Origin of the sequence: Cupriavidus sp. H19C3 (genome assembly GCF_049393815.1) — a bacterium.
Classification (GTDB): domain Bacteria; phylum Pseudomonadota; class Gammaproteobacteria; order Burkholderiales; family Burkholderiaceae; genus Cupriavidus.
The window spans coordinates 3,643,080-3,667,358 of sequence record NZ_CP184985.1 but is presented as its reverse complement, the minus strand read 5'-3'; the positions used below and the strand labels follow the sequence as shown (position 1 = coordinate 3,667,358).

Annotated in this window: 23 protein-coding genes; 11 read left to right on the top strand and 12 right to left on the bottom strand. The window is 68.2% G+C overall.

The annotated features are described in order from the left end of the window. Positions 1 to 42: 42 nt before the first annotated feature. The gene (tkt, locus tag DFLDMN_RS16975; RefSeq protein WP_423196036.1) at positions 43 to 2,079 is read right to left on the bottom strand and encodes a transketolase; all 2,037 of its coding nucleotides are present in this window, start codon (positions 2,077 to 2,079) and stop codon (positions 43 to 45) included. A 109-nt stretch (positions 2,080 to 2,188) separates the two neighbouring features. Here tkt and DFLDMN_RS16970 point away from each other — a divergent pair, with 109 nt between their 5' ends. From DFLDMN_RS16970 to DFLDMN_RS16955, 4 genes are all read left to right on the top strand, one after another. Further along, the gene (locus DFLDMN_RS16970; RefSeq protein ID WP_423196035.1) at positions 2,189 to 3,055 is read left to right on the top strand and encodes a spermidine synthase; all 867 of its coding nucleotides are present in this window, start codon (positions 2,189 to 2,191) and stop codon (positions 3,053 to 3,055) included. A gap of 175 nt (positions 3,056 to 3,230) precedes the next feature. Then, the gene (locus tag DFLDMN_RS16965) at positions 3,231 to 3,653 is read left to right on the top strand and encodes a VOC family protein (RefSeq protein ID WP_423196034.1); all 423 of its coding nucleotides are present in this window, start codon (positions 3,231 to 3,233) and stop codon (positions 3,651 to 3,653) included. After that, on the top strand, positions 3,653 to 4,396 hold the full coding sequence (locus DFLDMN_RS16960; protein ID WP_423196033.1) for a 16S rRNA (uracil(1498)-N(3))-methyltransferase: 744 nt from the start codon (positions 3,653 to 3,655) through the stop codon (positions 4,394 to 4,396). The genes DFLDMN_RS16965 and DFLDMN_RS16960 overlap by 1 nt, the downstream gene beginning before the upstream one ends. Positions 4,397 to 4,425: 29 nt before the next feature. Further along, complete coding sequence (locus DFLDMN_RS16955) at positions 4,426 to 5,058, top strand: YidB family protein (RefSeq protein ID WP_423196032.1); 633 nt, start codon at positions 4,426 to 4,428, stop codon at positions 5,056 to 5,058. Between the two features lie 167 nt (positions 5,059 to 5,225). Here the strand turns inward: DFLDMN_RS16955 and DFLDMN_RS16950 are convergent, their stop codons facing one another. The 3 genes from DFLDMN_RS16950 to DFLDMN_RS16940 all read right to left on the bottom strand — a co-directional run bounded on the left by DFLDMN_RS16950 (position 5,226) and on the right by DFLDMN_RS16940 (position 8,952). Beyond that, positions 5,226 to 5,834: a barstar family protein gene (locus tag DFLDMN_RS16950; RefSeq protein ID WP_423196031.1), complete on the bottom strand. Its 609-nt coding sequence runs from the start codon at positions 5,832 to 5,834 to the stop codon at positions 5,226 to 5,228. Continuing rightward, entirely contained in the window at positions 5,831 to 6,244 is a 414-nt protein-coding gene (locus DFLDMN_RS16945) for a ribonuclease (protein WP_423196030.1), read from the bottom strand. The genes DFLDMN_RS16950 and DFLDMN_RS16945 overlap by 4 nt, the downstream gene beginning before the upstream one ends. 383 nt (positions 6,245 to 6,627) lie before the next feature. Beyond that, on the bottom strand, positions 6,628 to 8,952 hold the full coding sequence (locus DFLDMN_RS16940) for an NADP-dependent malic enzyme (protein WP_423196029.1): 2,325 nt from the start codon (positions 8,950 to 8,952) through the stop codon (positions 6,628 to 6,630). A gap of 235 nt (positions 8,953 to 9,187) precedes the next feature. Between DFLDMN_RS16940 and thiL the strand changes: the two genes are divergently transcribed. The 3 genes from thiL to DFLDMN_RS16925 all read left to right on the top strand — a co-directional run bounded on the left by thiL (position 9,188) and on the right by DFLDMN_RS16925 (position 11,426). Beyond that, on the top strand, positions 9,188 to 10,168 hold the full coding sequence (gene thiL, locus DFLDMN_RS16935; RefSeq protein WP_423196028.1) for a thiamine-phosphate kinase: 981 nt from the start codon (positions 9,188 to 9,190) through the stop codon (positions 10,166 to 10,168). 148 nt (positions 10,169 to 10,316) lie between these two features. After that, positions 10,317 to 10,889, top strand: a complete 573-nt coding sequence (locus DFLDMN_RS16930; RefSeq protein ID WP_423196027.1) for a phosphatidylglycerophosphatase A family protein — start codon at positions 10,317 to 10,319, stop codon at positions 10,887 to 10,889. Positions 10,890 to 10,928: 39 nt separating this feature from the next. After that, positions 10,929 to 11,426: a CinA family protein gene (locus tag DFLDMN_RS16925; RefSeq protein WP_423196026.1), complete on the top strand. Its 498-nt coding sequence runs from the start codon at positions 10,929 to 10,931 to the stop codon at positions 11,424 to 11,426. A gap of 71 nt (positions 11,427 to 11,497) precedes the next feature. Here DFLDMN_RS16925 and pyrF read toward each other — a convergent pair whose 3' ends face one another. Beyond that, a complete protein-coding gene (gene pyrF, locus DFLDMN_RS16920; protein ID WP_423196025.1) occupies positions 11,498 to 12,316 on the bottom strand; it encodes an orotidine 5'-phosphate decarboxylase in 819 nt (272 codons plus the stop codon). 111 nt (positions 12,317 to 12,427) lie between these two features. Here pyrF and DFLDMN_RS16915 point away from each other — a divergent pair, with 111 nt between their 5' ends. Both DFLDMN_RS16915 and corA read left to right on the top strand, forming a co-directional pair. Continuing rightward, positions 12,428 to 13,309: a DMT family transporter gene (locus DFLDMN_RS16915; protein WP_423196024.1), complete on the top strand. Its 882-nt coding sequence runs from the start codon at positions 12,428 to 12,430 to the stop codon at positions 13,307 to 13,309. A 581-nt stretch (positions 13,310 to 13,890) separates the two neighbouring features. After that, positions 13,891 to 14,853: a magnesium and cobalt transport protein CorA gene (corA, locus tag DFLDMN_RS16910; RefSeq protein WP_423196023.1), complete on the top strand. Its 963-nt coding sequence runs from the start codon at positions 13,891 to 13,893 to the stop codon at positions 14,851 to 14,853. A 28-nt stretch (positions 14,854 to 14,881) separates the two neighbouring features. On the opposite strand, the gene mtgA is transcribed toward corA, so the two are convergent. The 7 genes from mtgA to mpl form a co-directional block, all read right to left on the bottom strand. Continuing rightward, positions 14,882 to 15,583, bottom strand: a complete 702-nt coding sequence (gene mtgA / locus DFLDMN_RS16905) for a monofunctional biosynthetic peptidoglycan transglycosylase (RefSeq protein ID WP_423198452.1) — start codon at positions 15,581 to 15,583, stop codon at positions 14,882 to 14,884. Between the two features lie 60 nt (positions 15,584 to 15,643). Further along, complete coding sequence (gene aroE / locus DFLDMN_RS16900; RefSeq protein ID WP_423196022.1) at positions 15,644 to 16,525, bottom strand: shikimate dehydrogenase; 882 nt, start codon at positions 16,523 to 16,525, stop codon at positions 15,644 to 15,646. Then, positions 16,525 to 17,472, bottom strand: coding sequence for an energy transducer TonB family protein (locus tag DFLDMN_RS16895; protein WP_423196021.1), 948 nt, complete (start codon positions 17,470 to 17,472; stop codon positions 16,525 to 16,527). Before DFLDMN_RS16895 ends, aroE begins: the two co-directional genes overlap by 1 nt. A gap of 181 nt (positions 17,473 to 17,653) precedes the next feature. Next, positions 17,654 to 19,771 (bottom strand): ribonuclease catalytic domain-containing protein, encoded by a 2,118-nt coding sequence (locus tag DFLDMN_RS16890; RefSeq protein ID WP_423196020.1) that lies wholly within the window; start codon positions 19,769 to 19,771, stop codon positions 17,654 to 17,656. Between the two features lie 110 nt (positions 19,772 to 19,881). After that, positions 19,882 to 20,406 carry a chorismate--pyruvate lyase family protein gene (locus DFLDMN_RS16885; RefSeq protein WP_423198451.1) on the bottom strand — a complete coding sequence of 175 codons (525 nt, stop codon included), beginning with the start codon at positions 20,404 to 20,406 and terminating at the stop codon, positions 19,882 to 19,884. A 119-nt stretch (positions 20,407 to 20,525) separates the two neighbouring features. Next, positions 20,526 to 21,137, bottom strand: coding sequence for a YqiA/YcfP family alpha/beta fold hydrolase (locus tag DFLDMN_RS16880; protein WP_423196019.1), 612 nt, complete (start codon positions 21,135 to 21,137; stop codon positions 20,526 to 20,528). A gap of 12 nt (positions 21,138 to 21,149) precedes the next feature. After that, positions 21,150 to 22,523, bottom strand: a complete 1,374-nt coding sequence (gene mpl, locus DFLDMN_RS16875; RefSeq protein ID WP_423196018.1) for a UDP-N-acetylmuramate:L-alanyl-gamma-D-glutamyl-meso-diaminopimelate ligase — start codon at positions 22,521 to 22,523, stop codon at positions 21,150 to 21,152. Between the two features lie 268 nt (positions 22,524 to 22,791). Between mpl and DFLDMN_RS16870 the strand changes: the two genes are divergently transcribed. Both DFLDMN_RS16870 and DFLDMN_RS16865 read left to right on the top strand, forming a co-directional pair. Beyond that, on the top strand, positions 22,792 to 23,520 hold the full coding sequence (locus tag DFLDMN_RS16870) for a UDP-N-acetylmuramate--alanine ligase (protein WP_423196017.1): 729 nt from the start codon (positions 22,792 to 22,794) through the stop codon (positions 23,518 to 23,520). 43 nt (positions 23,521 to 23,563) lie between these two features. Further along, the gene (locus DFLDMN_RS16865; protein WP_423196016.1) at positions 23,564 to 24,142 is read left to right on the top strand and encodes a TlpA family protein disulfide reductase; all 579 of its coding nucleotides are present in this window, start codon (positions 23,564 to 23,566) and stop codon (positions 24,140 to 24,142) included. The last annotated feature ends 137 nt before the right edge of the window (positions 24,143 to 24,279 follow it).

Here is a 24,279-nt window from a genome sequence, read left to right as displayed (position 1 = left end):
CGCCGGCGGCCGGCGCGTCGCACCGGCTGCCGGGCGGGAGAATTACTGGGCCAGCGTGGCACGCACCGTGTTGGCGACGTTGTCCACGGTAAAACCAAAATGCTTGAACAGCACGCCGGCGGGGGCCGACTCGCCGAACGTGTCGATGCCGACCACGGCCTGGACCTGGTACTTCCACCAGAAGTCCGTCACGCCCGCCTCGACCGCGACGCGCGGCACGCCGGCCGGCAGCACGCTCGCCTTGTAGGCGGCGTCCTGCTTGTCGAACACCGTCGTGGCGGGGACCGATACCACGCGCACGTGGAGGCCGTCGGCGGCCAGCTGCTCGGCCGCGCCGACCGCCAGGCCGACTTCCGAGCCGGTGGCCAGGATCACGGCGTCGGGACGCCTGGTACGCGGGTTGGTGCCATCGCGCAGCACGTAGCCGCCGCGCGCGATACTGGCGCGCGTGGCGTCGTCGCGGCGCTGGAACGGCAGGTTCTGGCGGCTGAAAATCAGGCAGCTCGGGCCGTCCTCGCGGCGGATCGCCTCGGCCCAGGCCACGGCGGTCTCGGTGGTGTCGGCGGTACGCCAGACATCCATGTTGGGGATCAGGCGCAGGCTGGCGACATGCTCGATCGACTGGTGCGTCGGGCCGTCCTCGCCGAGGCCGATCGAGTCGTGGGTGAACACGAACAGCGAGCGGATCTTCATCAGCGCCGCCATGCGCAGCGCATTGCGGCTGTAGTCCGAGAACGTCAGGAAGGTGGCACCGTACGGAATGTAGCCGCCATGGAGCGCGATGCCGTTCATGATCGCGCTCATGCCGAACTCGCGCACACCGTAGTTGATGTGGTTGCCCCACGCGTCGCCGCGCACCGCCTTGCTGCCCGACCAGTTGGTCAGGTTCGAGCCGGTCAGGTCGGCCGAGCCGCCGAGGAACTCCGGCAGCACCGGGCCGAAGGCCTCGATCGTGTTCTGGCTGGCCTTGCGCGTGGCGATGGTCTCGGCCTTTTCCTCGCACTTGGCGATAAAGGCATTCACGCATGCGTCGAAGCTGTCGGGCAGCTCCCCGCGCATGCGGCGGCGGAATTCGCCGGCTTCGTACGGGTGGACTTCGGCGTAGGCGTCGAACAGTGCGTTCCAGGCCTTCTCGAGCGCGCCGCCGTTGGCCTTGGCATCCCATGCCGCGTAGACCTCTTCCGGCAGTTCGAACGGGGCGTGGGTCCAGCCCAGCGCCTCGCGCGTGGCGAGGATTTCCTGGCCGCCCAGCGGCGCGCCGTGGACGTCGTGGCCGCCGGCCTTGTTGGGCGCGCCCTTGCCGATGACCGTGCGGCAGCAGATCAGGGTCGGCTTGTCGCTGGCTTTGGCGCGTGCGATGGCGGCGTCGACCGCGTTGGCGTCATGGCCGTCGACCGCGCGGATCACGTTCCAGCCGTAGGCTTCGAACCGCTTGGGCGTGTCGTCGGCAAACCAGTGCACCACGTCGCCGTCGATCGAGATGCCATTGTCGTCCCACAGCGCGATCAGCTTGTTGAGCTTCAGCGTGCCGGCCAGCGAGCAGGCCTCGTGGCTGATGCCTTCCATCAGGCAGCCGTCGCCCATGAAGACGAAGGTATGGTGATTGACAATGTCGAAGCCGGGGCGGTTGAATTCCTCGCCCAGCAGGCGTTCGGCCAGTGCCATGCCTACCGCGTTGGTGATGCCCTGGCCCAGCGGGCCGGTGGTGGTTTCCACGCCCGGGGTAATGCCGTATTCGGGGTGGCCGGCGGTCTTGCTGTGGAGCTGGCGGAAGTTCTTGAGCTCGCCGATCGGGAGGTCGTAGCCGGTCAGGTGCAGCAGCGCGTAGAGCAGCATCGAGCCGTGGCCGTTGGACAGCACGAAGCGGTCGCGGTCGGCCCAGTGCGGATTCGCCGGGTTATGCTTGAGGTGGCGGCTCCACAACGCGACGGCGATATCCGCCATGCCCATCGGCATGCCTGGGTGGCCGGAATTGGCCTGCTGGACGGCATCCATGGCGAGCACGCGGATCGCGTTGGCCATCAGCGATGCAGGCTGGGAAGCATATGGACTTGTGGCGGGATGGGCGAGGGCAGACATGCGGCGAGAACCTGACGGCGGGAAAACCGCAATTTTAGCAGAAGGAGGCGGTATTCCTGACCGCGCCGAGGCGAACCGGCGCGGCACACAGACATGGACCGAATGGCTGGTGCCCGGGATCGGCACCACGCTCGGCGACATTGCGCTGGTGGCGGCCGCCTGCTCGCCCCACCAGCAGGTGGAAATCGGCGAGAACGCGCAATTTGGGCGCATTTTTCGCCTCGATGGCCGCATCATGAGCACGGAAGCCGACGCCTTCATCCAGCACGAGCTGATGGTGCACCCGCTCGCGGCGGCCCATGGCGCGCCGCGCAGCGCGCTCGTGGTGGGCGGCGGCGACGGTGGCTCCGCGTTCGAGCTGCTGCGCATCCCCACCATGCGCGAGGTCGTGGTGGCCGAGCTCGATGCCGAGGTGGTGCGCCTGGCGCGCGAATGGCTGCGCGGCATCCATTGCGGCGCCCTCGACGAGCCCGGCGATGCGCGGCTGCACCTTGCCATCGGCGACGCGCTCGGCTTCATGGAAGCCTGCGCCCGCTCCGGACGGCAGTTCGACCTGATCGTGTTCGATCTCACCGACGCCGACGATGGCAGCCCCGCGGCCGCCCTCTTCTCCGCGCACGGGCTGCAGATTGCGCGCCGCTGCCTGGCGCCGGGCGGAGCCCTCTCGCTGCATCTCGGCCCCCCGCTGCACCGGCCGCACACGGCGCGCCTGCTGCTCGGCCGCCTGCGCCGGCAGTTTGCCCACGTGAGTCCGCTAACCGTGTTCGTGCCGGCCTATGGCGCGCTCTGGGGCATCGCGCTCGCGAGCGACATGCTCGATATCGCCGCCTGCCCGGCCGCGCTGATCGCGGCACGCCTCGAGCAGTGGCGGCTTGCGGGCGCGCTGCGCTGCTATCACGCCGCGCTGCACCCCTCGCTGTTCGTGCAGCCTCGGCATATCGAGGCGATTTTCGACAGCACCGGCGCTGCCGCTTAAACTGACACGCTTGCCGGGCAGCGCACTGCCGGCAGCCGCCCGACAGCTTCACCACGGATTCACCACAGATTCACCACAGATTCACCACAGACTCGCCACAGACTCGCCACAGACGCGCGGCCGGTTCGCGACAATTCGCAACAGGTTCGCGACCGACCCGCATGCGGAGAACGACATGAGCAGACCGCCCAACACTCCCTGGCTCACCCCCTACCTGACGGTCGCCAGCGGACGTGCCGCGCTGGACTTCTATAGCCGCGCATTCGGCTTCACCGCCGGCCATGTGGTCGACGAGAACGGCGTGCCCACCCACGCCGAGATGCACTACCAGGGCCAACTGGTGGTGATGTTCGCGCCCGAGGGCGCGTGGGGCAGCACGGCGCGCACGCCGCGCTCGCTCGGCGTGGAAGCGCCGCAGACCTTCTATGTATATTGCGACGACGTCGACGCCATGTATGCGCGCGCGCTCGGCGCCGGCGCGACCAGCCTGATGCCGCCCGCCGACCAGTTCTGGGGCGACCGGTATTGCATGGTGCAGGATCCCGACGGTTACCGTTGGGGCTTCGGCAAATCTCTCGACAAACCCACCGCTCCCTGATGCCCCCGCGTTTCTACGTCGAAGCGGCCCTCGCCGCCGACGCCATTCTGGAATTGCCCGACACCGTGGTACGCCATGCGCAGGTCCTGCGCCTGGGTCCCGGCGATGCCATCACGCTGTTCGACGGCCGTGGCGGCAGCCATGCCGCCACGCTGGTCGAACTCGGCAAGCGCCATGCGCTGGCGCAGATCGGCGCGCACGATGCCAGCGAGGCCGAACCGCCGTTCCGGGTCACCCTCGCGCAGGGCCTGGCCGGGGGCGACAAGATGGACTGGCTGGTCGAGAAGGCAGTGGAGCTTGGCGTGGCGGCCATCCAGCCGCTGCAGGCACAGCGCTCGGTGGTGCGCCTGTCCGGCGAGCGCGCGGCCAGGCGCGAGGCGCACTGGCAGGCGCTGATCGCGGCCGCGTGCGAGCAGTGCGGGCGCAACCGCTTGCCGGCGCTGGCGCCGGTGGCTACCTTGGAAACGTGGCTGGCCAGCGCGCCGACTGCCGGCGCCGGGCTGCTGGTATCGCCGCGCGCCACGGTGTCGTTGCCGGCGCTGGCGGCGGCGCGGCGCGACGCCTGGCTCGACACCGGCATCACGCTGCTGATCGGACCCGAGGGCGGCCTCGCGCCCGACGAGGAAGATGCCGCGCTGCGGGCCGGCTTTACCGCGGTGTCACTCGGCCCGCGCATCCTTCGTACCGAAACCGCCGGGCTGGCATGCCTGGCGACCTTGAACGCCGTACTCGGCGGATTCTGACAGCCTTACCCCTTTTTGAAGGAGCGACCATGGGACTACTGGATAGCATGCTGGGCGGTGTGCTCGGCCAACTCGGCGGCCAGCAGCAGGATGGGCAGGCCGCGGCCGGCGGCCTCAATCCCAAGCTCATGATGGCGCTGGGACTGCTGGCGATGCTTGCCATGCGCAACAAGGGTGGCCACGGTGCGCCAGCAACCGGTGCCGATGATGCGGGCGCGCCCGACAGCGCAGGCGGCCTGGGTGGCCTGGGTGGCCTGGGTGGCCTGGGTGGCGTACTGGGCGGGATGCTCGGCGGCGGCAGCGCACCGGCGCCGGGCGGGCTCGATCTGGGTTCGCTGCTGGGCGGGCTGCTCGGTGGCCAGGGCGAGGCGGCGGGCAGCGCGCAGGCCATGGGTGCCGCCGCGGGCGGGATTGGCGCCTTGCGCGAGGTGCTGGCTCAGGCGGGCCTGGGGCAGCAGGTGGACTCGTGGATCGGCACCGGTGCCAACGAGCCGGTCAGCCCCGCGCAACTGTCCACCGCGCTGGGCGGCAGCGGCGCCCTCGACTCGCTCGCCGAGACCACCGGGATGACGCACGAGGACGTGGCCGCAAGCCTCAGCGAAGGACTGCCCGAGTTGATCGACCGGCTTACGCCCCAGGGGCGGGTACCGGGCGCGGAGTAAGCCAGCGCCGTCGCGTGGCGCTCAACATGACGCTGAAAACAGCGACGCCCGCTGGATGCGGGCGTCGCTGTTTGTGGCCTGGTGCCGCGGTGATTTCACTGCGGGGTCAAACTCATGAAGTCAAACTCGTGGGGTCGACCGCATGAGGGCAAACTCGTGAGGTCAACTCATGCAAACGAGTAGAACACGCGGAACTGGACCTTGCGCTCGGCCCAGAACTCGGCCGCATCGCGGAATACATCGAGCAGGACCTCGCGCGCTTCCTTGTCGAACTTCTGCGCGATCGGCAGGCCTTCCAGCACGATCACGAAACCCGGCTGCGGGCCGGCCTTGTGAATCATGTCGGTCAGGCAATCGGACAGTGCGTCGAAGTTCTTGCCGAAGTGCTTCGGGAACAGGAACTCGGTGGCGATGGTATCCAGGATTTCCGCCTTGCTCTGGCAATGCGCGCAGTTTGCATACAGAAAATGCTGGTCGAGCGCGGCGGCCGCCTGGGCCAGTTCACGGACGCGGAACGCGCGGATCGACTGGACGATGTTCGGGCGCACCGTCTTGAACAGGTTCATGGCTCCCTCGTTGGTGCCGTCTTCGGACCCGGGCACCACGATCGGCGCACATGCGGGCGGTAGTCTGTGCGTGAGCTCTTGGCGCGGCATCATCAGCACATTGTCGTAAAGGTTCTGGGCCTGATGGTGTGCCCGGTGCCAGCCATCTCCGGCGCCGCGCTCCTCGCGGGCGGCAAGGGCGTCGCCCAGTCCGAAAATGTCAGTCGTCATTTGGTTATCCGTTTGAAGCTGTTGTAGTGGTCTTCCGTGTAGTAGCAGTCGTTGGCGGCGCGTTGATCACCACCGCATACGATCCGCCTTGCTCCCCGATTCCGGCTATTTGTTTTTACGGTGTATTCGCGGTAATAGCCGCGTGGCTGCTGCGGCAGGATGCGTTCGTAGTTGCCGAATCGCGATCCGTCCTTCTCATACGGGTAAGGCCCGCCGGATTGAATGCGCTCCAGCGTACGTTGCGCCTCGTTTGGCAACTGCGGCACGGCGATGGTTCCCGCCATGCCCTTTGCCGCGCCCGATCCCTGGACAGCGCCTTCGGCATACGACGGCGCCTGTCTGCCCAGTGCGTCGTGTGGCGCCATCGCCATGGTGGCGGCGACGGTCATGCCGATCGCCACGCCGGCCATCCCGCTGCCCAGGACCCGGGGCAGGATGCGGGGCAGTCCACCAGCCAGACGCCGGGCCAGGCTCAGGGACTTCCGTAGGGGCTGCCGCTGTGACTGGCTCGGGGATTTCTGGTGACCCACGTTGCTTGAATAAGGTTGGAAGGAAGAGCAGCGTATGACGCCCGGTGACGAACGTCTGCATTCAAAGGCGTAAGGTTACGCGTCTGCCGCCAATTAATCAATCCCCGCTCTCAGGCCAGCCCGAATTCCTCAATTGTTTCAACATGTTATTGCGATGTGTGCGCATACTTACTATCTGCGCGAGGCGCAATAAAAAAGCCGGGCGGACCCGGCTTTTTCATACGGCTGACTCAATGACGGCAATTGCCGCAGATGGCGCCGGCTTAACGTTTGGCCGCGGCGTCGACCACCACCAGCGCCGTCATGTTGACGATACGGCGCACCGTAGCCGACGGCGTGAGGATATGCACGGGCGCATTGACGCCCAGCAGGATCGGCCCGATCGCCACGTTGTTGCCCGCCGCCACCTTGAGCAGGTTGTACGAGATATTGGCGGCGTCGATGTTCGGGCACACCAGCAGGTTGGCCTCGCCGCTCAGCGCGCCATCGGGCACCAGCGTATCGCGCAGCTTCTGGTCGAGCGCGCTGTCGCCATGCATCTCGCCATCCACCTCGAGGTCCGGCGCGCGGTCGCGCAGGATCTTCAGCGTCTCGCGCATCTTGATCGCCGACGGCGAATCCGACGAACCGAAGTTCGAGTGCGACAGCAGCGCCACCTTCGGCTCGATGCCGAAGCGCTTGAGCTCCTCGGCCGCCATGATGGTGATCTCGGCGAGTTCGGCCGCGCTCGGATCGATATTGACGTGCGTATCCACCAGGAAGATCTGGCGGCCCGGCAGCACCAGGCCGTTCATCGCCGCGTAGACGCAGTGCGTGCCGCCCAGCACCTGATCGATATACCGCAGGTGCGCCGCCGTGTTGCTCACGGTGCCGCAGATCATGCCGTCGGCCTCGCCCTTGCGGATCAGCATGGCGCCGATCAGCGTGGTGCGGCGGCGCATCTCCAGCTTGGCGTACTGCGGGGTGATGCCCTGGCGGGCCATCATCCTGTAGTACGTATCCGAATAGTCGCGGAAGCGCTCGTCGTGCTCGGGGTTGACCACCGTGAAGTCGACGCCCATGCGCAGGCGCAGGCCGAAGCGTTCGATGCGGTGCGCGAGCACGGCGGGGCGACCGATCAGGATCGGGTTGGCCAGCTTTTCGTCGACGATCACCTGCACCGCGCGCAGCACGCGCTCTTCCTCGCCCTCGGCAAAGACGATGCGCTTCTTCTCCATGTCCACCTTGCGCGCAGCCGCATAGATCGGCTTCATCAGCGTGCCCGAGTGGTAGACGAACTGCTGCAGCTGCAGGCGGTACGCGTCCATGTCCTCGATCGGACGCGCGGCCACGCCGCCCTTGGCGGCAGCCTCGGCCACCGCCGGCGCGATGGTGACGATCAGGCGCGGATCGAACGGCTTGGGGATCAGGTATTCAGGGCCGAACGAAAGGTCCTGGATGCCGTACGCGGTCGCCACCACGTCGCTCTGTTCCTGCCGCGCCAGTTCCGCCACGGCGTTGGCCGCGGCGATCTCCATCTCGCGCGTGATGGTGGTCGCGCCGCAGTCGAGCGCGCCGCGGAAGATGAACGGGAAGCACAGGACGTTGTTGACCTGGTTCGGGTAGTCGGTACGGCCGGTGGCGATCACCGCGTCCGGGCGCACCTCCTTGCACAGTTCCGGCATGATTTCCGGATTCGGGTTGGCCAGCGCCAGCACCAGCGGCTTGTCGGCCATCTCCTTGACCATCTCGGGCTTGAGCACACCCGCGGCGGACAGACCCAGGAAGATGTCGGCGCCGCCGATCACTTCGGCCAGCTTGCGCTTGTCGGTCTTCTGCGCAAAGCGTGCCTTCTCCGGGTCCATCAGTTCGGCGCGGCCTTCGTAGACCACACCGGCGATATCGGTCACCCAGATGTTCTCGAGCCGCAGGCCCATGTCCACCAGCAGGTCCAGGCAGGCCAGTGCCGCGGCGCCGGCGCCGGATGCCACCAGCTTGACCTTCGAGATGTCCTTGCCGACCACCTTGAGGCCGTTGATCACGGCCGCGCCGACCACGATCGCGGTGCCGTGCTGGTCATCGTGGAAGACCGGAATCTTCATGCGCTCGCGCAGCTTGCGCTCCACGTAGAAGCACTCGGGCGCCTTGATGTCCTCGAGGTTGATGCCGCCGAAGGTCGGCTCCAGCGAGGCGATGATGTCGACCAGCTTCTCGGGGTCCTTCTCGTCGACTTCGATGTCGAACACATCGATGCCGGCGAACTTCTTGAACAGACCTGCCTTGCCTTCCATCACCGGCTTCGACGCGGCCGCGCCGATATCGCCGAGGCCCAGCACCGCGGTACCGTTGGTGATCACGGCCACGAGGTTGCCACGCGCGGTGTAGCGGAACGAGTCGGCGGGGTTGGCGACGATTTCCTCGCACGCGGCGGCAACGCCCGGCGAATACGCCAGCGCGAGGTCGCGCTGGTTGGAAAGCGGCTTGGTGGGGGTAACGGAAATCTTGCCCGGCGTCGGAAACTCGTGATACTCGAGCGCGGCCTTGCGCAGCGCCTCACGCTGCTGTTGTTTCAGGTCGTCTTGGGACGGGGACTGCTGAGGACTTGTCATCTGCGCATCTTCCGATCGGTGGAGCCGCTCTGGACGTAACGGGACCGAGGCGGGCCGGCTCCGTACCCGCTGTCTCTCTGAATGGAGCCCCGCATTTTATATTGTGAAATATTATTTCACAATAAGCGTTTTGCGCGGGGCAGCTTTGCGTTTCGGTACAATATGCCGCATGCCGGTGGGCTTGACCAGCCGGGGTTGATCCGTCCTACCTGCTCCCGCCCTGCCGCCCCCTCCGATGTCAGCTCCCGCGCCTGCCGCCCTCTCCGAATTCGACCTGATCCGCCGTTTCTTCACGCGCCCGGTGCGCAAGGCCGCGCTCGGCGTGGGCGACGACTGCGCGCTGATCGAGGGCCGCCCTGGCCAGCAGCTGGCCATCAGTACCGACATGCTGGTATCCGGCCGGCATTTCTTTCCCGACGTGCCGCCCGAGGCGCTGGGCCACAAGGCGCTGGCCGTGAATCTGTCCGACCTCGCCGCGATGGGCGCCGAGCCGCGTGCCTTTACGCTCGCGCTGGCGCTGCCCGAGGCCGACCCGCTGTGGCTGGAGGCGTTTGCCGCCGGCATGCTGGCGCTGGCGGACGCGCATGGCTGCGAGCTGATCGGCGGCGACACCACGCGCGGCCCGCTCACGCTCTCGCTGACGGTGTTCGGCGACGTGCCGCCGCGCCAGGCGCTGCGCCGCGATTCCGCCCGGCCCGGCGACGATATCTGGATCTCGGGCACGCTCGGCGATGCGCGCCTGGCGCTCGGCGACTGCCGCGGCGAATGGCTCCTGCCCGAACCCGACTTCAGCGCGGTGCGGCCGCGCATGGACACCCCGACCCCGCGCGTGGCGCTTGGCATGGCGCTGCGCGGCGTCGCGCATGCGGCGCTCGACGTGTCCGACGGCCTGCTTGGCGACCTCGGCCATATCCTGACGCGCTCGGCGACCGGCGCCTGGATCGACGTCGATGCGCTGCCGCGCTCGGCCATCCTCGCCAGCCAGCCGCTGGCCTGCCAGCACACCTGCGTGCTGACCGGCGGCGACGACTACGAACTCTGCTTTACGGCGCCGGCCACGGCCCGCGAGGCCATCGCCGCGATCGGCGAGCGGCTTGGCCTGCCGCTTGCGCGTGTCGGCGCCATCACTCCGGAAGCGGGCCTGCGGCTGGTCGACCGGGACGGCAACCCGTTCCGCTTCGAAGGCGCCGGCTTCGATCATTTCGCCACGCCTTGAGTCCTCCCCGACAAGTCTGACTGACACGCCGGCGCGAGCCGTGTCATGATGCCGCCATGCGTGGCTGGCCCAGCGTCCGCCGCGCCACGACAAGAACACGGAACCACCGAAGCCGTACCGAGAAATCAGCCGAAGAGCCCAACCCTTGATGTCCACCTTTCCTCCCGGTGCCCGCCCGCGCGACACCGCCGATCCGCTCACGCTGGAAGCCGGCCAGACCGTCCGGATCACGCGTCCGACGGCCCGTTTCATGCTCGGCCACCCGGCCCGCGCGATCGCGCTCGGCTTTGGCTCGGGGCTGTCACCGGTAGGCCCCGGCACGGTCGGCACGCTGTACGGCTGGCTGTCCTTCGTGGTGATCTCGCTGTGGATCGAGCCGACCACCTGGCTTTGGATCATCGCCGGCAGTTTTCTGGTGGGCCTGTGGGCCTGCCGCCGCACCGCGCGCGACATGGGCGTGTTCGATCACGGCAGCATGGTCTGGGACGAGATCGTCGCGTTCTGGCTGGTGATGCTGTTCGTCACGCCTACCGGCTTCTGGGGCCAGTTTGCCGCGTTCCTGTGGTTCCGGCTGTTCGACATCGCCAAACCCGCGCCCATCCGCCATTACGACCGCACGCTCAAGGGACCGGGTCTGCTGGGCGCCTTCGGCGTGATGTTCGACGATGTGCTGGCGGCGTTCTACACGCTGCTGGTGTTCGCGTTGTGGCGCTCGCTCTGAGCACGCCACGCCCGGTTTTCGTTTCCTGCCGATCCCATCATGTCTGTCAGTCGCCTGCTCGACCAACTCGCCGTCCAGGTCGGCGTGACGCTCTCCGAGCGTTCGCTGATGCTGGCCACCGCGGAATCCTGTACCGGTGGCCTCGTGTCGGCCGCCATCACCGATATCTCGGGCTCCTCGGGCTGGTTCGAGCGCGGCTTCGTGACCTATTCCAACGAGGCCAAGACCACCATGATCGGCGTGCCGGCCAAGTTGATCCGCGACTACGGCGCGGTCAGCGAGGAGGTGGCGCACGCCATGGCAGAAGGCGCGCTGCTCAATAGCCGCGCGCAGGTCTCGCTGTCGATTACCGGCGTGGCCGGACCCGGCGGCGGCACCGCCGAGAAGCCGGTGGGGATGGTCTGTTTCGGCTGGAGCAATCGCATCACCACGCGCACCGAGACCCAGCGCTTTCGCGGCGACCGCGCGCAGATCCGCCGCCAGGCGGCGGAGCACGCGTTGCGCGGCCTGCTGGAATTGATCCGCAACGAGGCCTGAGGCGCGCGCCGGTTCCGCACCCCGGGGCCGGCCCCGGCGCCGATACCGCGTCTGCCCGGGGGCAGGCAGCCTCAGCCGTGCCGGTAGCGGTTGATGGTGTCGCGCGTCTGCTGCGCGACGTTGCGCGCGGCGCCGGCAAAGTTCTTGTCGCGGCTCGCGTAAAGGATCGCGCGCGAGGAATTGATCATCATGCCGGTGCCATCGGCGGTACGGCCCGCCTTGACGGTGGCCTCGATATCGCCGCCCTGGGCGCCGATGCCGGGAATCAGCAGCGGCATGTCGCCCACGATCTGGCGCACCTTGGCAATTTCCGCCGGAAACGTGGCGCCCACCACCAGGCCCATCTGGCCCGTGGTATTCCAGCGCGCGTGCGCGGCCTCGGCCACTACCTGGTAAAGCGGCTTGCCGTCGACCTGCAGGAACTGCACGTCGGAGCCCCCCGCATTGGAGGTACGGCACAGCACGATCACGCCACGTTCCGGATAGGCCAGGTAAGGCTCCATCGAATCGAAGCCCATGTACGGACTGACGGTCACGGCGTCGGCGTTGTAGCGCTCGAACGCCTCCAGCGCGTAGTGCTCGGCCGTCGAGCCGATATCGCCGCGCTTGGCATCGAGTATCACGGGAATCCCGGGATGGGCGTCGTGGATGTATTCGATCAGCTGCTCGAGCTGGTCCTCGGCCCGTTGCGAATGGAAGTAGGCGATCTGCGGCTTGTAGGCGCAGACCAGGTCGGCGGTGGCGTCGACGATTTCACGGCAGAACGAAAATATCGCACCGCCCGCGCCGGTCAGGGACAGCGGCAGCTTGGCGGGATCGGGATCGAGGCCGACGCATAGCAGGGAATCGTTGCGCTGCCAGGCGCCGGACAGCAGCTCGGTGAAGGTCATGGGGGGACTCGGCATCAGGGTCGTTGCCGCCAATTCTAACGCCGCATGCTATGGTTCGGCTCGTCTTCCACCGACAAGAAAGGCGGCGCACGCGAGCCGCCCGTCCGCCTCATGACACTGGACCGCCGCGGTCTTCTGCTGCTCGTTATCCTGACCGTCGCCTGGGGCGTCAACTGGCCCATCCTCAAACTCGGCGTCGCGCATTTCCCGGCCATGGGGTTCCGCCTGCTCTGCATGGCGGGTGGCGTGCTGGCGCTGGGCGTGGCGCTGCGCCTGCGCGGCGAGTCGCTGGCGATGCCGCGCGCGGCCTGGCCGGCCGTGATCCGACTGGCGATTCCGAACATGGTGCTTTGGCACCTGCTGGCGATCTGCGCGGTCAAGATGCTGTCGTCCGGCCGCGCCGCCATCCTTGGCTACACCATGCCGATCTGGGCCGTGCTGTGGGGCCTGGTGCTGTACCGCGAGCGCCTCGCGCCGTCGGCGTGGTTCGGCATCGGCTGCGCGCTGGCGGGCACGCTCCTGCTGCTGTCGGGCGAGATCGCCGCGATGACCGGCAGCCCGACTGGCACGTTGCTGATGCTCGCGGCCGCATGCGCATGGGGCTTCGGCACGCAAGCGATGAAACGCTCGCGCATCGAGGTCCCGCTCGGCGCGCTGACGTTCTGGATGCTGGCTTTCACGCTGCCGTTCCTCGGCCTTGGCACGCTGCTGCTGGAGTCGGGCTGGCGCATGCCCAACGGCGTGGAATGGGCGGCCATCGGCTACAACGCGGTGGTAGTGTTTGCCTATTGCCACCTGGTGTGGTTTGCGCTCGCGCGCAGCCTGCCGCCGGTGGTGTCGAGCCTTTCGATCATGTTCATCCCCGTGATCGGCGTGTTCTCCGGCATGTGGCTGCTCGACGAAACCCCGCACTGGCAGGACTTCGCGGCCATCGTGCTGATGTTCGCCGCGCTGGCAAGCGTGATGCTGGTCCCGCGTCTGCGGCGGGGCTGAGGACATGTGGCGCGGAGGCACGACTCCCCACCAGATTTCGCTTAACAAGCCCCCCTGCGTTGGGCTACACTCGCGGCCATCAGAATCCCGGAGAAAGTACGTGGGCAGTAGCATCGGGTGTTCGAGTTGCCGCGGCGGCGCCGCGACGACGACGAATGCCATGTCACTGCGGGCTGCGTAACGTCGACCGGTGACGCATGCATCGTTCGCGGGTCCATCCCATGCCCCGATGACGATGCCGGCGCGCCACCCTCGCCGTCCTCGCCCGCAGCACACTGTGGGTGAGTGTCTTTCCGAATCGCTCGATGGCCGGTGTCGGCCATGGCGTTCATCGCGGCCGGCGCCGCGCGTCATGTCCGACGCATCGCCCGGCCTCCTCGGAGTTTCCCTCTCCCGGCTTGCCAGCCAAACCCAGGCAAACGCCATCGCCTTGCGCGTACCGGTCGGCCGGCGGCGCAGCGCGATCACGCTTGCCCGTGGCCGCGCCATGGTCACACCGTGTCAGGTTGGCGAGCCTTGCCCTGCGTGCCTGTCTCCGTCGAGCATCGACACAGCGCCATCAGTCACAAGGAATCACAGGGATGATCAACCTGTTCGTCCTCCAGAAAGGCCGGCTTGCCCAGGAGCAGGTCGACGAACGCAGCGAACTGCTGCAGCACAAGCCGATCTGGATCGACGTCGTCAACCCGGACGACGAGGAACTTGCCTGGATCAAGGAAGCGTACGGCGTCGTGCTGCCCGAACTCGAGGACCTCGGCGACATCGAGGCCTCGGCGCGATATTTCGAGGGCGAGGACGAGAATATCCATATCCGCACCGACTTCCTGCTCGATGAGGAAGACGCCTCGCGCAACGTGCGGGTCGCGTTCGTGCTCACGCGCGACGTGCTGTTCTCCATCCACGACGAAGACCTGCCCGTGTTCCGGCTGGTGCGGCTGCGCGCGCGCATGCGGCCCGGCTCGGTGCGCAACGCCAAGGACGTGCTGATGGATCTCTACGCGACCGACGCCGAGTATTCGGCGGACTCGATCGAGGAGATCTACGAACGGCTGGAGGAAGCGAGCCGCCGCGTGCTGGCCGAGAACGTGACCGATGCCGCCGCCGCCGACGTGCTGGAGATGATCGCGCGCGAAGAGGACCTGAACGGCCGCATCCGCCGCAACATCATGGATACGCGCCGCGCGGTGTCGTTCCTGATGCGCAGCCAGATGCTGTCGGCCGAGCAGCAGGACGAGGCGCGCCAGATCCTGCGCGATATCGACTCGATCGAGAACCACACCGCGTTCCTGTTCGACAAGATCAACTTCCTGATGGATGCGACGGTCGGTTTCATCAACATCAACCAGAACAAGATCATCAAGCTGTTCTCGGTGGTGTCGGTGGCGCTGATGCCGCCCACGCTGATCGCGAGCATCTACGGCATGAACTTCAAGTTCATGCCGGAGCTCGACTGGGCCGCTGGCTATCCGTGGGCCATCGCGCTGATGGCGGTATCGGCGGCGGTACCGCTGGTGTACTTCCGGCGCAAGGGCTGGCTGGGCTGAGGCGCCCGCGCGCGTATCGGCCGGGCGTTCAGTCCGGCAAGGTGGCCGCGCCCATGCGGCGCGCGATGATGCCGGCCTTGACGCGGAAATTGACGCGCACATTGGCGCAGTTGGTCTTCTTGTCGAAGCAGCGCGGCGCCGGCAGCGCAGCCGCGAGGCGCGCCGCCTGACCCACGCTCAGCCGGGCGGCCGAAGTCTTGAAGTAATGCTGCGCGGCGGCTTCCGCGCCGAACACCCCCTCGCCCCACTCCACCGAGTTCAGGTAGATCTCGAAGATGCGCTGCTTGTCGAGCCAGAATTCGAGCATCCACGTGATGACGAGCTCCTGTCCCTTGCGCAGGTAGTTCTGCTCCGACGACAGGAACAGGTTCTTGGCGAGCTGCTGCGTGATGGTGGACCCGCCACGCACGATATGGCCGCGCTGCTTGTTGCGCTCCCACGCGTCGAGCATGGCGTCGAGTTCGTAGCCGGGATGGTTGACGAAATCGGCGTCCTCGCTGGCAATGACGGCACGCTTGAGGTGGCGCGAGATCTCGTCGTAGCGCACCCAGCGGCGGTCGAGCGAGCAGCTCCACAGGTTGAAGCCGCACAGGCGCCAGCGCTCGGCGCGCATGAACGACGTGGACGACGGATTCACGTATTGCCAGCTGGCGATCTGCACGAAGAAGTACAGCTGCATCGCCAGCACGCCCGCAAGCAGGCAGCCCGCCACGTAACCGAGCCAGCGCAGCGCTGCGCCGCGCTGCCGGTGGCCTGCCTGGGTCGGCTGCCGGTCGGCACGCGGCGAGTATCAGCGCGCCGCTTCGGCCTGCAGGGCCGCGCGCAGTTCGGCCAGCACCGGCGCGGTCTTGGGCCGGACCCCACGCCAGTTGTAAAACGCCTCGGCAGCCTGCTCGACGAGCATGCCGAGGCCATCGCTGGTACGCGCCCCGCATTGCGCCGCATAGGCCAGAAAGACCGTGGGCGTGGCGCCATACATCATGTCGTAGGCAAGCACGTCCGGGCCCAGCAGGAACGCGGGCACCGGCGGCACTTCGCCCTGCAGGCTGCTGGCCGACGCGTTGATCACCACGTCGCAGGCCTCGTCCTCGGACAGGCCGGTGAGGGCATCGAGGCCACCGCCCCATAGCTCCACGTGGTACTGGTCGCCCGCTTCGGCAAACGCTTCGAGCATGTCGCTCGCGCGCGCCGCGGTGCGGTTGGCCACCACGATCCGCTCGGGGCGGCATTCGATCAGCGGCAACATCGCCCCCATGGCGGCACCACCGGCGCCAAGCAGCAGGATGCGCTTGCCTTCGAGCAGCGTATCGAGGTGGTCCTGGATATCGCGCACGAGGCCCACGCCGTCGGTGTTGTCGCCGTGGATCAGACCTTCCTCGATCCACATCGTGTTGACCGCTCCGGCCGCCTCGGCACGCTCGGTGAGCCGGTCAGCAAGGTCGTACGCCTCCAGCTTGAACGGCGTGGTCACGTTGCAGCCGTAGCCGCCCTCGGCAAAGAAACGGCGCACGGTATCGGCGAAGCCGTCGAGCGGCGCCAGCAGGCGGTCGTACTGCACCGCTTCGCCGGTCTGGCGGGCAAAGGCGGCATGGATGGCCGGCGAGCGGCTATGCGCCACCGGGTTGCCGATCACCACATAGCGATCGGCCTGAAGCGGGGAATCTGCTGTCATCAACGCGTCTGCAGCCGGACGTCGAGTCCGCTGCGCGAAAACTTGAAGGTGGAAATGACTTCCAGGATGTCCTGGCGGGATTGCATTTCCGGGGTAAAGGCGCCAAACGGCGCGGCTGCCCGCACGATCGCCACGGCCTGGCGGTCGAGCGCGGGATCGCCCGAACTCTTGGCCACATCGATCGCCTCGACGTTGTAGCCGTCGCGGTTGTAGCCAAGCTTGCCGGCGCGGTTGACGTTGATCACGAGGATCAGCTGACCGTAGAGCGGCTTGCCGTTGCGCTGCGGGAAATCATGCGTGCCGCGCGCCTCGATCTTGCGGCGCAGGCGGTCGTAGTACTGCGCGTAGTCGACGCCCTGCGCGCTGGTGGCGGTCAGCTGCATGCGCTTGGGGCGCTTGGCGTAGTGTTCCAGATTGCGGCCGATCTCGGCCTCGAGCTTGGCCATCTCGTCGGTGCTGGTGCGGTCGTCCTGGCCGCGCTGCTGGTTGTCGAGGCGCTGCTCGCCCGGCTTGAGCGGCTGGTTGCGCACCGACGGCGCGGGCTCGCGCGACTGCGTCATCAGGCGCTGCTGCTCCTGCTCCAGCTGCTCCACGCGGCGCTGCACCTGGCGCACGAGGTCGCCGTCCTTCGACTCGGTCTGCGCGGGCAGCGGCGTGGTGGCGCGCTGCACGTCGTGATCGCCGCCGCCATCGAGATTGGCCTGGGCCAGCACGGTGGGATTGCGCGGCTTGTCGGCGGACTTCGCGTTGACCAGCACCACGTCCAGGGTCGGATCGGAACGCTTGATCTCGAACACCTCGGGCGCCGCGATCCGCACCATCAGCAGCACCGCATGGATGACCAGCGATACCACCAGCGCCTTGACCAGCGTGCTGCTGGATTGCCACCATTGGCGAGGGTGGCTGGATGCGGCGGATGCGGCAACGGCAGCAGGAGCGGCGTTCACGGTCGGCAGGCGGTGGTTGGAGGTTGGGGCGCGCGGCCTGGTAATGAAGTCGCGACGGGTGTCGAGACAGTTGTCGACACGGGTGTCAGGACGCGTGTCAGGACGGGTGTCCGGACCGCGGCCACGGGCAGCGGTCCGGACAGACTGGATTGTAAGGGACCCGCCCGCTTTTCCGAAGCGATCAACCCGCCGACGGCGGGGGGGTGTCGCGCGCCGCCGACGCCTCGCCGGTGGGGGCGGCAGCTTCCGTGCCCCCCTCGGCGGCGGCCTCCGCCGCGGCTTCCGCGGCCACCTCGGCGCTGGCCGCGGCATCTTCCTCGGCGGCCACTTCGCTGGCGGCCTCGGCGGCCTCCTCCTCGGCCTCGAGATCTTCCTCGGGCACCGCCTCGCCGGCATACACCTCGAGTACGCGGCAGGACACTTCCAGCGCGATTTCGTCGGTGTCAGCAATCTCCAGCATGACCTGCGTGCCGCGCGCGGCCTGGACCAGCTCGGGCACGCGCGTGACCAGCGGAATCTCGGCAAAGCGCACCGCGCCTTCCTTGAGCACCGCGGCCATCATGCGGTCGCGCCCTTCCTGGGCCAGCCAGCGCAGGCACCAGTAGCGCTCCATGGTCGACTGGTGCTCGGCGTAGGCGGCGTAGGTGCCCTCGAAGTCGGCCACCGCGGCCAGCAGGTCGGCGTCCTTCGGCTTGAACGGCGCCACCAGCTTGGCGGTCACGCCATGCTGCGCCACCGCCAGGATCTGCCACTGGTTGACCAGGTCGACATAGCGGCGCAGCGGCGAGGTGCTCCACGCGTACTGGGCCACGCCCAGCCCCTCGTGCGGTGCCGGGTAGGTCTGCATGCGCGTGCGATGCATGCCCCAGGCCTTCTGCGTGCGGTAGATGCCCGGCACGCCGTGGTCGGCCAGCAGCTTGCCCCACGTGCTGTTGGCCAGGATCATCAGCTCGGCCACGATCTTGTCGAGCGGCGAGCCGCGCCTGCGCTGCTCAATGCGCACGCGCTCGCCGCCGTCGTCGAGCGCATCGATATAGAAGCTGTAGTCGGCACGGTTGTGCGACTCGGGCCGCAGGCCGCTGGCGAGGCGGGCCTTCTGGCGCTCGTCGTAGAGAAAGCCGGCAAAGCGCCACAGGTGCGTCAATGCATCGCGGAACGGATAGTCGCCGGTGCCGGCTTCCAGCGCGGCCTCGGTCACCACATCGTCGAGCAGGTTGTGGCGCAGGTTGCGTACGATCGGCACGAGCTCGGCACGGGTCTCGCTGGCGAGGATGGCCGGGCCGCCGTCATGATCCATGTCGACCGTCACATAGAGCGACAGCGCCGGACAGGTACGGCCTTCCTGCAACGTATAGCGCTCGACCACCGCGTCGGGCAGCATGGTGATCTTGTCGCCGGGGAAGTAGACCGTGGACAGCCGCTGGCGCGCGATCGCGTCGAGCGCGTCGCCGCGCTGGATGCCCAGCCCGGGCGCCGCGATATGGATGCCCACGCGCAGCTTGCCGTCGGCGAGCGGCGTCACGGACAGCGCATCGTCGATTTCCGTGGTGGTGACATCGTCGATCGAGAAGGCTTCGACCTCCGCCACCGGCAGCGTGCCGGCCGGGTCGGGCACGGTCACATCGGGAAAGCCGATGCCCTTCGGAAAGCATTCGGCGAGGAACTTCGCCTCGTGCAGCGCGCGCGGGCTGGAGATGCCGCCCACCGCCACCATCAGCCGCATCGGCGACATGCCGAGCGCGGTGCAGGCGGCGTCCATGGCCTTGTATTCGAGGCTGTTCTTGTCCGGCTTGAACAGCAGCTGCAGCACCTTGCCGCGGAACGCGTCGGGCAACGTGCGCGCCTTGAGCTGGGTCTCGTATTCCGCCTGCACCAGCGCCTGCTGCTTCTTGCGCTCGAGCGCGGCCAGCGCGGCCTTGAGCTGGTCCTCGGGCGCGCGCTGGTAGCGGCCACGGCCCTTGCGGCGGAAGTAGACCGGATTGCCGTGCAGCGCCATGGCGAGCGCGGCCTGCTTGACCGCGTCTGCGCCCGCGCCGTAGTACTCCTCGGCGAGCTCGGTAAAGCCGAATTCGTCCGGGGGTGCGCATTCCCACAGGAAGTCGAGATCGATCTCGGCCGTAAGGTCGCCGGTTTGCCGCACCATCTCGATTGCCGACGGCTGGGCGAACTGCAGCAGCACATCGCGTGCCTTGACCTTGGTGCGCTTGCCGGCGGGCAACTCGACCTGGTAGGCCTCGCCCTGCTGGGCAAGCACGGTGCCGGCGCGAATTTCGCCGCCTTCTTCAAACAGCAACTGCATGGATCGGTACTTTCAGAAATGCCGGGACACCGCACCGGGCGCGATCGGGGAGCGGGCATGATACCGCACCGCCGCGCCGGCACGCCCGCGCGTGGTGCACGGCGGCTGTCTTACATGGTGACCGCGCCCGTTGGGGCCGGCCGCGTCAGCAGGTCCGGCAGGAACACCTCCGTGACCAGCATGGCACCGCCGCCGCGGTGAAACACCGAGCGCCGCGCGGGCAGCATCGGCGTGGCCGCGAGCTCGGGCAGCACCTCGCGCATCGCGCGGCGCAGCGGGTGGGCTGGCCGCAGCCGCGCAAACGCGAACGGCGTGCGCGAGACGCGCGGGTCGACGAACAGCGCCCCGCCGAGCGGGCGTTCGCCCAGCCCGCGCAGGAACGGCCAGTCGCGCCGGGCATGGCGCGGCATGACCACCGTATGGGCGTAGACGGCGGCGCGGCCGTCGCAGATCAGCATGACCTCGCGCGTCAGCACCGGCGCGGGCCACGCCAGGCCCAGTACCTGCCATTCGTCCGCATACGGCAGGGCCGGTCGCTGCGCCAGGCGCGCCACGCGAAAGCGCGCCGATGCCGCCATCAGCCGCGCCGTCAGCGAACCGTCGCCCGTGACCCAGCGGCGCAGGTTGGGCGGCATCGCCGCGTCGTACGGCAGATGCGCGTGCCAGCGTGCGGGCGGCCCCTGGTGTCCACGCCGCCCCTCGCGCGCGCCGTCCGCCCCGGCTCCCGGCCGCGCGCATCGTTCCAGACTACCGGTCATGCCATCGAGGTCGCCGGCGTACGGCCGCCCGGCCCGTAGCCGCAGAATGCCAGCACGTCGTCGACGTAGTCGGCAAACTCGCTGATGCCGTGGTCGCTGCCCTCGATGACCTGGATGCGCGCGCCCGGGTAGGCGGCCACCATCTCGCGGTAGTCGAGCACTTCGTCGCCGGTGGCGGCCAGCAGGAAATGGCGCGCGGGATCGGCCAGCGTCTCCACGCGCAGGTCGAGCAGCTCCTGCAGGTGATGGCGCGCCACCGTCACCGAACCGCCGCCATGCCACAACGGCTGCTCGCCAAGGTAGGCCTCGAGGTCGGTCCACGGGTGGATGGCCGGATTGAGCAGCACCGTGCGGCAGCCATGGCGCTCGCCGAGCCAGCGCGCGTAGTAGCCGCCGAGCGAGGAACCGACGATGGCGAGGTCCTGCGCGCCACCGGCGCGCGCGCCGGCGATGGTGGCCTCGGCCTGCGCGATCGCCGCGGCCGGAGACACATTGAGCTCGGGACAGGCGTAGTACTTGCCCACGCCCCAGGCGCGCATGCGGTCCTGCACCAGCCGGGCCTTGAACGATTGCGGCGAGGAGCGGAAACCGTGCAGATACAGCAGCATCGATGCGCTCCGTCAGGCCGCGAGCGCGTCGAGCAACTGTTGGTGCACGCCGCCGAAACCGCCGTTGCTCATCACCAGCACATGGTCGCCGGGCCGCGCGGCCGCGCGCACGGCCGCCACCAGCGGGACGAGATCCTGGAATGCGGCGGCCTTGTCGCCGAGCGGCGCGAGCGCCTCGGCCAGATCCCAGCCGAGCGCGTCCTTGCCGCCTGGGGCGCCATAGCCGAACACCAGATCGGCCGCTTCGAGGCTGGCCGGCAACTGCGCCTTCATCACCCCCAGCTTCATGGTGTTGGAGCGCGGCTCCAGCACGGCGAGAATGCGCGCCGCGCCGACGCGGCGGCGCAACCCGTCGAGCGTGGTCTGGATCGCGGTGGGGTGATGGGCGAAGTCGTCGTACACGGTCACGCCGTTGGCCACCCCGCGCACTTCCATGCGGCGTTTGACATTGGCGAAGCGGCCGAGCGACGCGATGGCCTGTGCCGGCGGCACGCCCACATGGCGCGCGGCGGCGATCGCGGCCAGCGCGTTCATCCGGTTGTGGGTGCCCTGCAGGTCCCAGATCACGGTGCCCTGCAGTGCCTCGTCGAACCAGACCTCGAAGCCGTCCTTGCCGGCCGGCACCGGCGTGGCCGCATTGCCTTCGCGCCAGTCTCCGGCGCCGAACTGTTCCACCTCGCTCCAGCAGCCGCGCTCCAGCACGCGCGCAAGACTCGGCTCCATGCCATTGACGACGATGCGGCCCTGGCCTGGCACGGTGCGCACGAGGTGATGGAACTGCGTCTCGATGGCGGCCAGATCGGGGAAGATGTCGGCGTGATCGTATTCGAGGTTGTTGAGGATCGCGGTGCGCGGGCGGTAATGCACGAACTTGCTGCGCTTGTCGAAGAATGCGGTGTCGTATTCGTCGGCTTCGATGACGAAGAAGTCCGATGCCGTCAACCGCGCGGAGATGCCGAAGTTCTGCGGCACGCCGCCCACCAGAAAGCCGGGCTCGTAGCCGGCGTCCTCCAGAATCCACGCAAGCATCGAGGTGGTGGTGGTCTTGCCGTGCGTGCCGGCCACCGCCAGCACCCATTTGCCGGCGAGTACGTGTTCGCCGAGCCATTGCGGACCCGAGACGTACGGCAGGTTGCGGTCGAGGATCGCTTCCATCAGCGGATTGCCGCGCGATACCACGTTGCCGATCACGTACAGGTCGGGTTCGAGGGAAAGCTGGGACGGGTCGAAGCCCTCGATCAGGTCGATGCCCTGGGCTTCGAGCTGCGTGCTCATCGGCGGATAGACATTGGCGTCGCAACCGGTGACGCGGTGGCCCGCCTGGCGGGCCAGCACCGCAAGGCCGCCCATGAAAGTGCCGCAGATGCCGAGGATATGAATATGCATGGGTGCGTCGAAAGCTAGAACGGCGACCGGGGCGGGGGCCGTATGGCGGCGTTGCCATGCCACGCCCGCTGCGCGGCATGCGCCACGGCCGCCCGGTCCTTGGGCCCGCACGGCATGCGGCCGGCCGGGCAGGAATCCACGGATTGTACCCGAGGGGTCACCGGCCTCGCGCGGTACGCGCCGGGCCATGGTGTGACACTTTGTAGCAGCCCTGGCCGCGACGGCCGCCCGCGACCCTCCGGCCCGGCGCCTCCGGTATCATCGCGACATGTCCCGACGTGCCCCCACCGACCCCACCCGCCTGCGTGACGAGATTGCGCAAGCCGCCGCGCGCATGATCGCCGAGGATGGCGCCGACTACGCCACGGCCAAGCGCAAAGCCGCGCGCCAGCTGCTCGGCGACGTTCGCGTGGCCGGCGAATGGCTGCCCGACAACGAGACCATCGAGGCCGAAGTCCGCACCTACCAGGCCCTGTTCCACGCCGACAGCCAGCCGCGCATCCTGGCGCTGCTGCGGCGCCTGGCGGTGCTGGCGATGACCGACCTTGCGGCGTTCCGCCCCTATCTGGTCGGCGCGGTGCTCAACGGCACCGCCACCGAACACTCCGACGTCTATCTGCAGTGCTTTTGCGATAGCCCCAAGGACGTTGCCCTGCACCTGCTCAACGCCGGCGTCGACTTCGATACCAGCGAGTCGCGCCACTTCGGCGGCCGCGGCGAGGTGGAGACGCTGAGCTTCCTCTGGCGCGGCCAGTGGCCCGCCCAGCGCGAGGCACGTCTGCTGGCGGGCGAAGTGCGCGCCGAGCTCGGCGCGCCGGTCGGCATCCACATTGCGCTGTATGACGCCGACGACGAACGCGGCGCGGTACGCGCCGATGCGAGCGGCCGCGTGGCCCGCGCCGATCTGGCCGCCGTGCGCGCGCTCGCGGCGGCCGCGGCCGACCCGGCGGACGCCGCCGGCCCCGGCCACCCCGGTGGCAATCCGGGCCACCATTGATCGTCCCGCTATATATAGTGCGCGCCATCCATCGGATGCCAACATGACTGCCACCGCCACGCCTCCCAACACTCCCCCCATCACCCCTCCTGTCACCCGGCGCCGCGGGCGCCTCTGGCTGTGGATTGTGATCGCCGTGCTGGCCGCCGCCGCCGGCGCCCTGGTCAGCCATTTCGTATTCAGCCCCAAACCGGTGGCCGACCAGGCGGTCGAGGCATTGTTTGCCGCCAGGCTGCCCGCCCCGGGCGGCGGCGAAGTCGACCTCGGCAAATTGCGCGGCAAGACGCTGGTGGTCAATTTCTGGGCGCCGTGGTGCGGACCGTGCGTGGAAGAAATGCCCGAGCTCACCGCGCTGCATGCCGAGTACAGCGGGCGCAATGTCGAATTCGTCGGCATCGGCATCGATTCCGCCAGCAACATCCAGCAGTTCCTGCAGAAGGTGCCAGTCGCGTATCCGCTCGCAGTGGCCGGATTCAGCGGCACCGAACTGGCGCGCAACCTCGGCAATGCGCAGGGCGGCCTGCCTTATACGCTGGTGATCGCGCCCGATGGCGCGGTGCGTTTCACCAAGCTGGGGCGCGTCCATATGGAGGAATTGCGGGCCGCGCTGCCGCGTAGCTAGGGACGCGCAGTACCAACTGCACGCAATTGACCCCGATCATCCGTGAAAGCGCTGCCAATTTTCGCCACAAGCGCCGACTGGGGCGCAAAAGCGGTGAAATCGGCAAAAAATGAGCCGGGTGCGCTCTGCGCATTGTC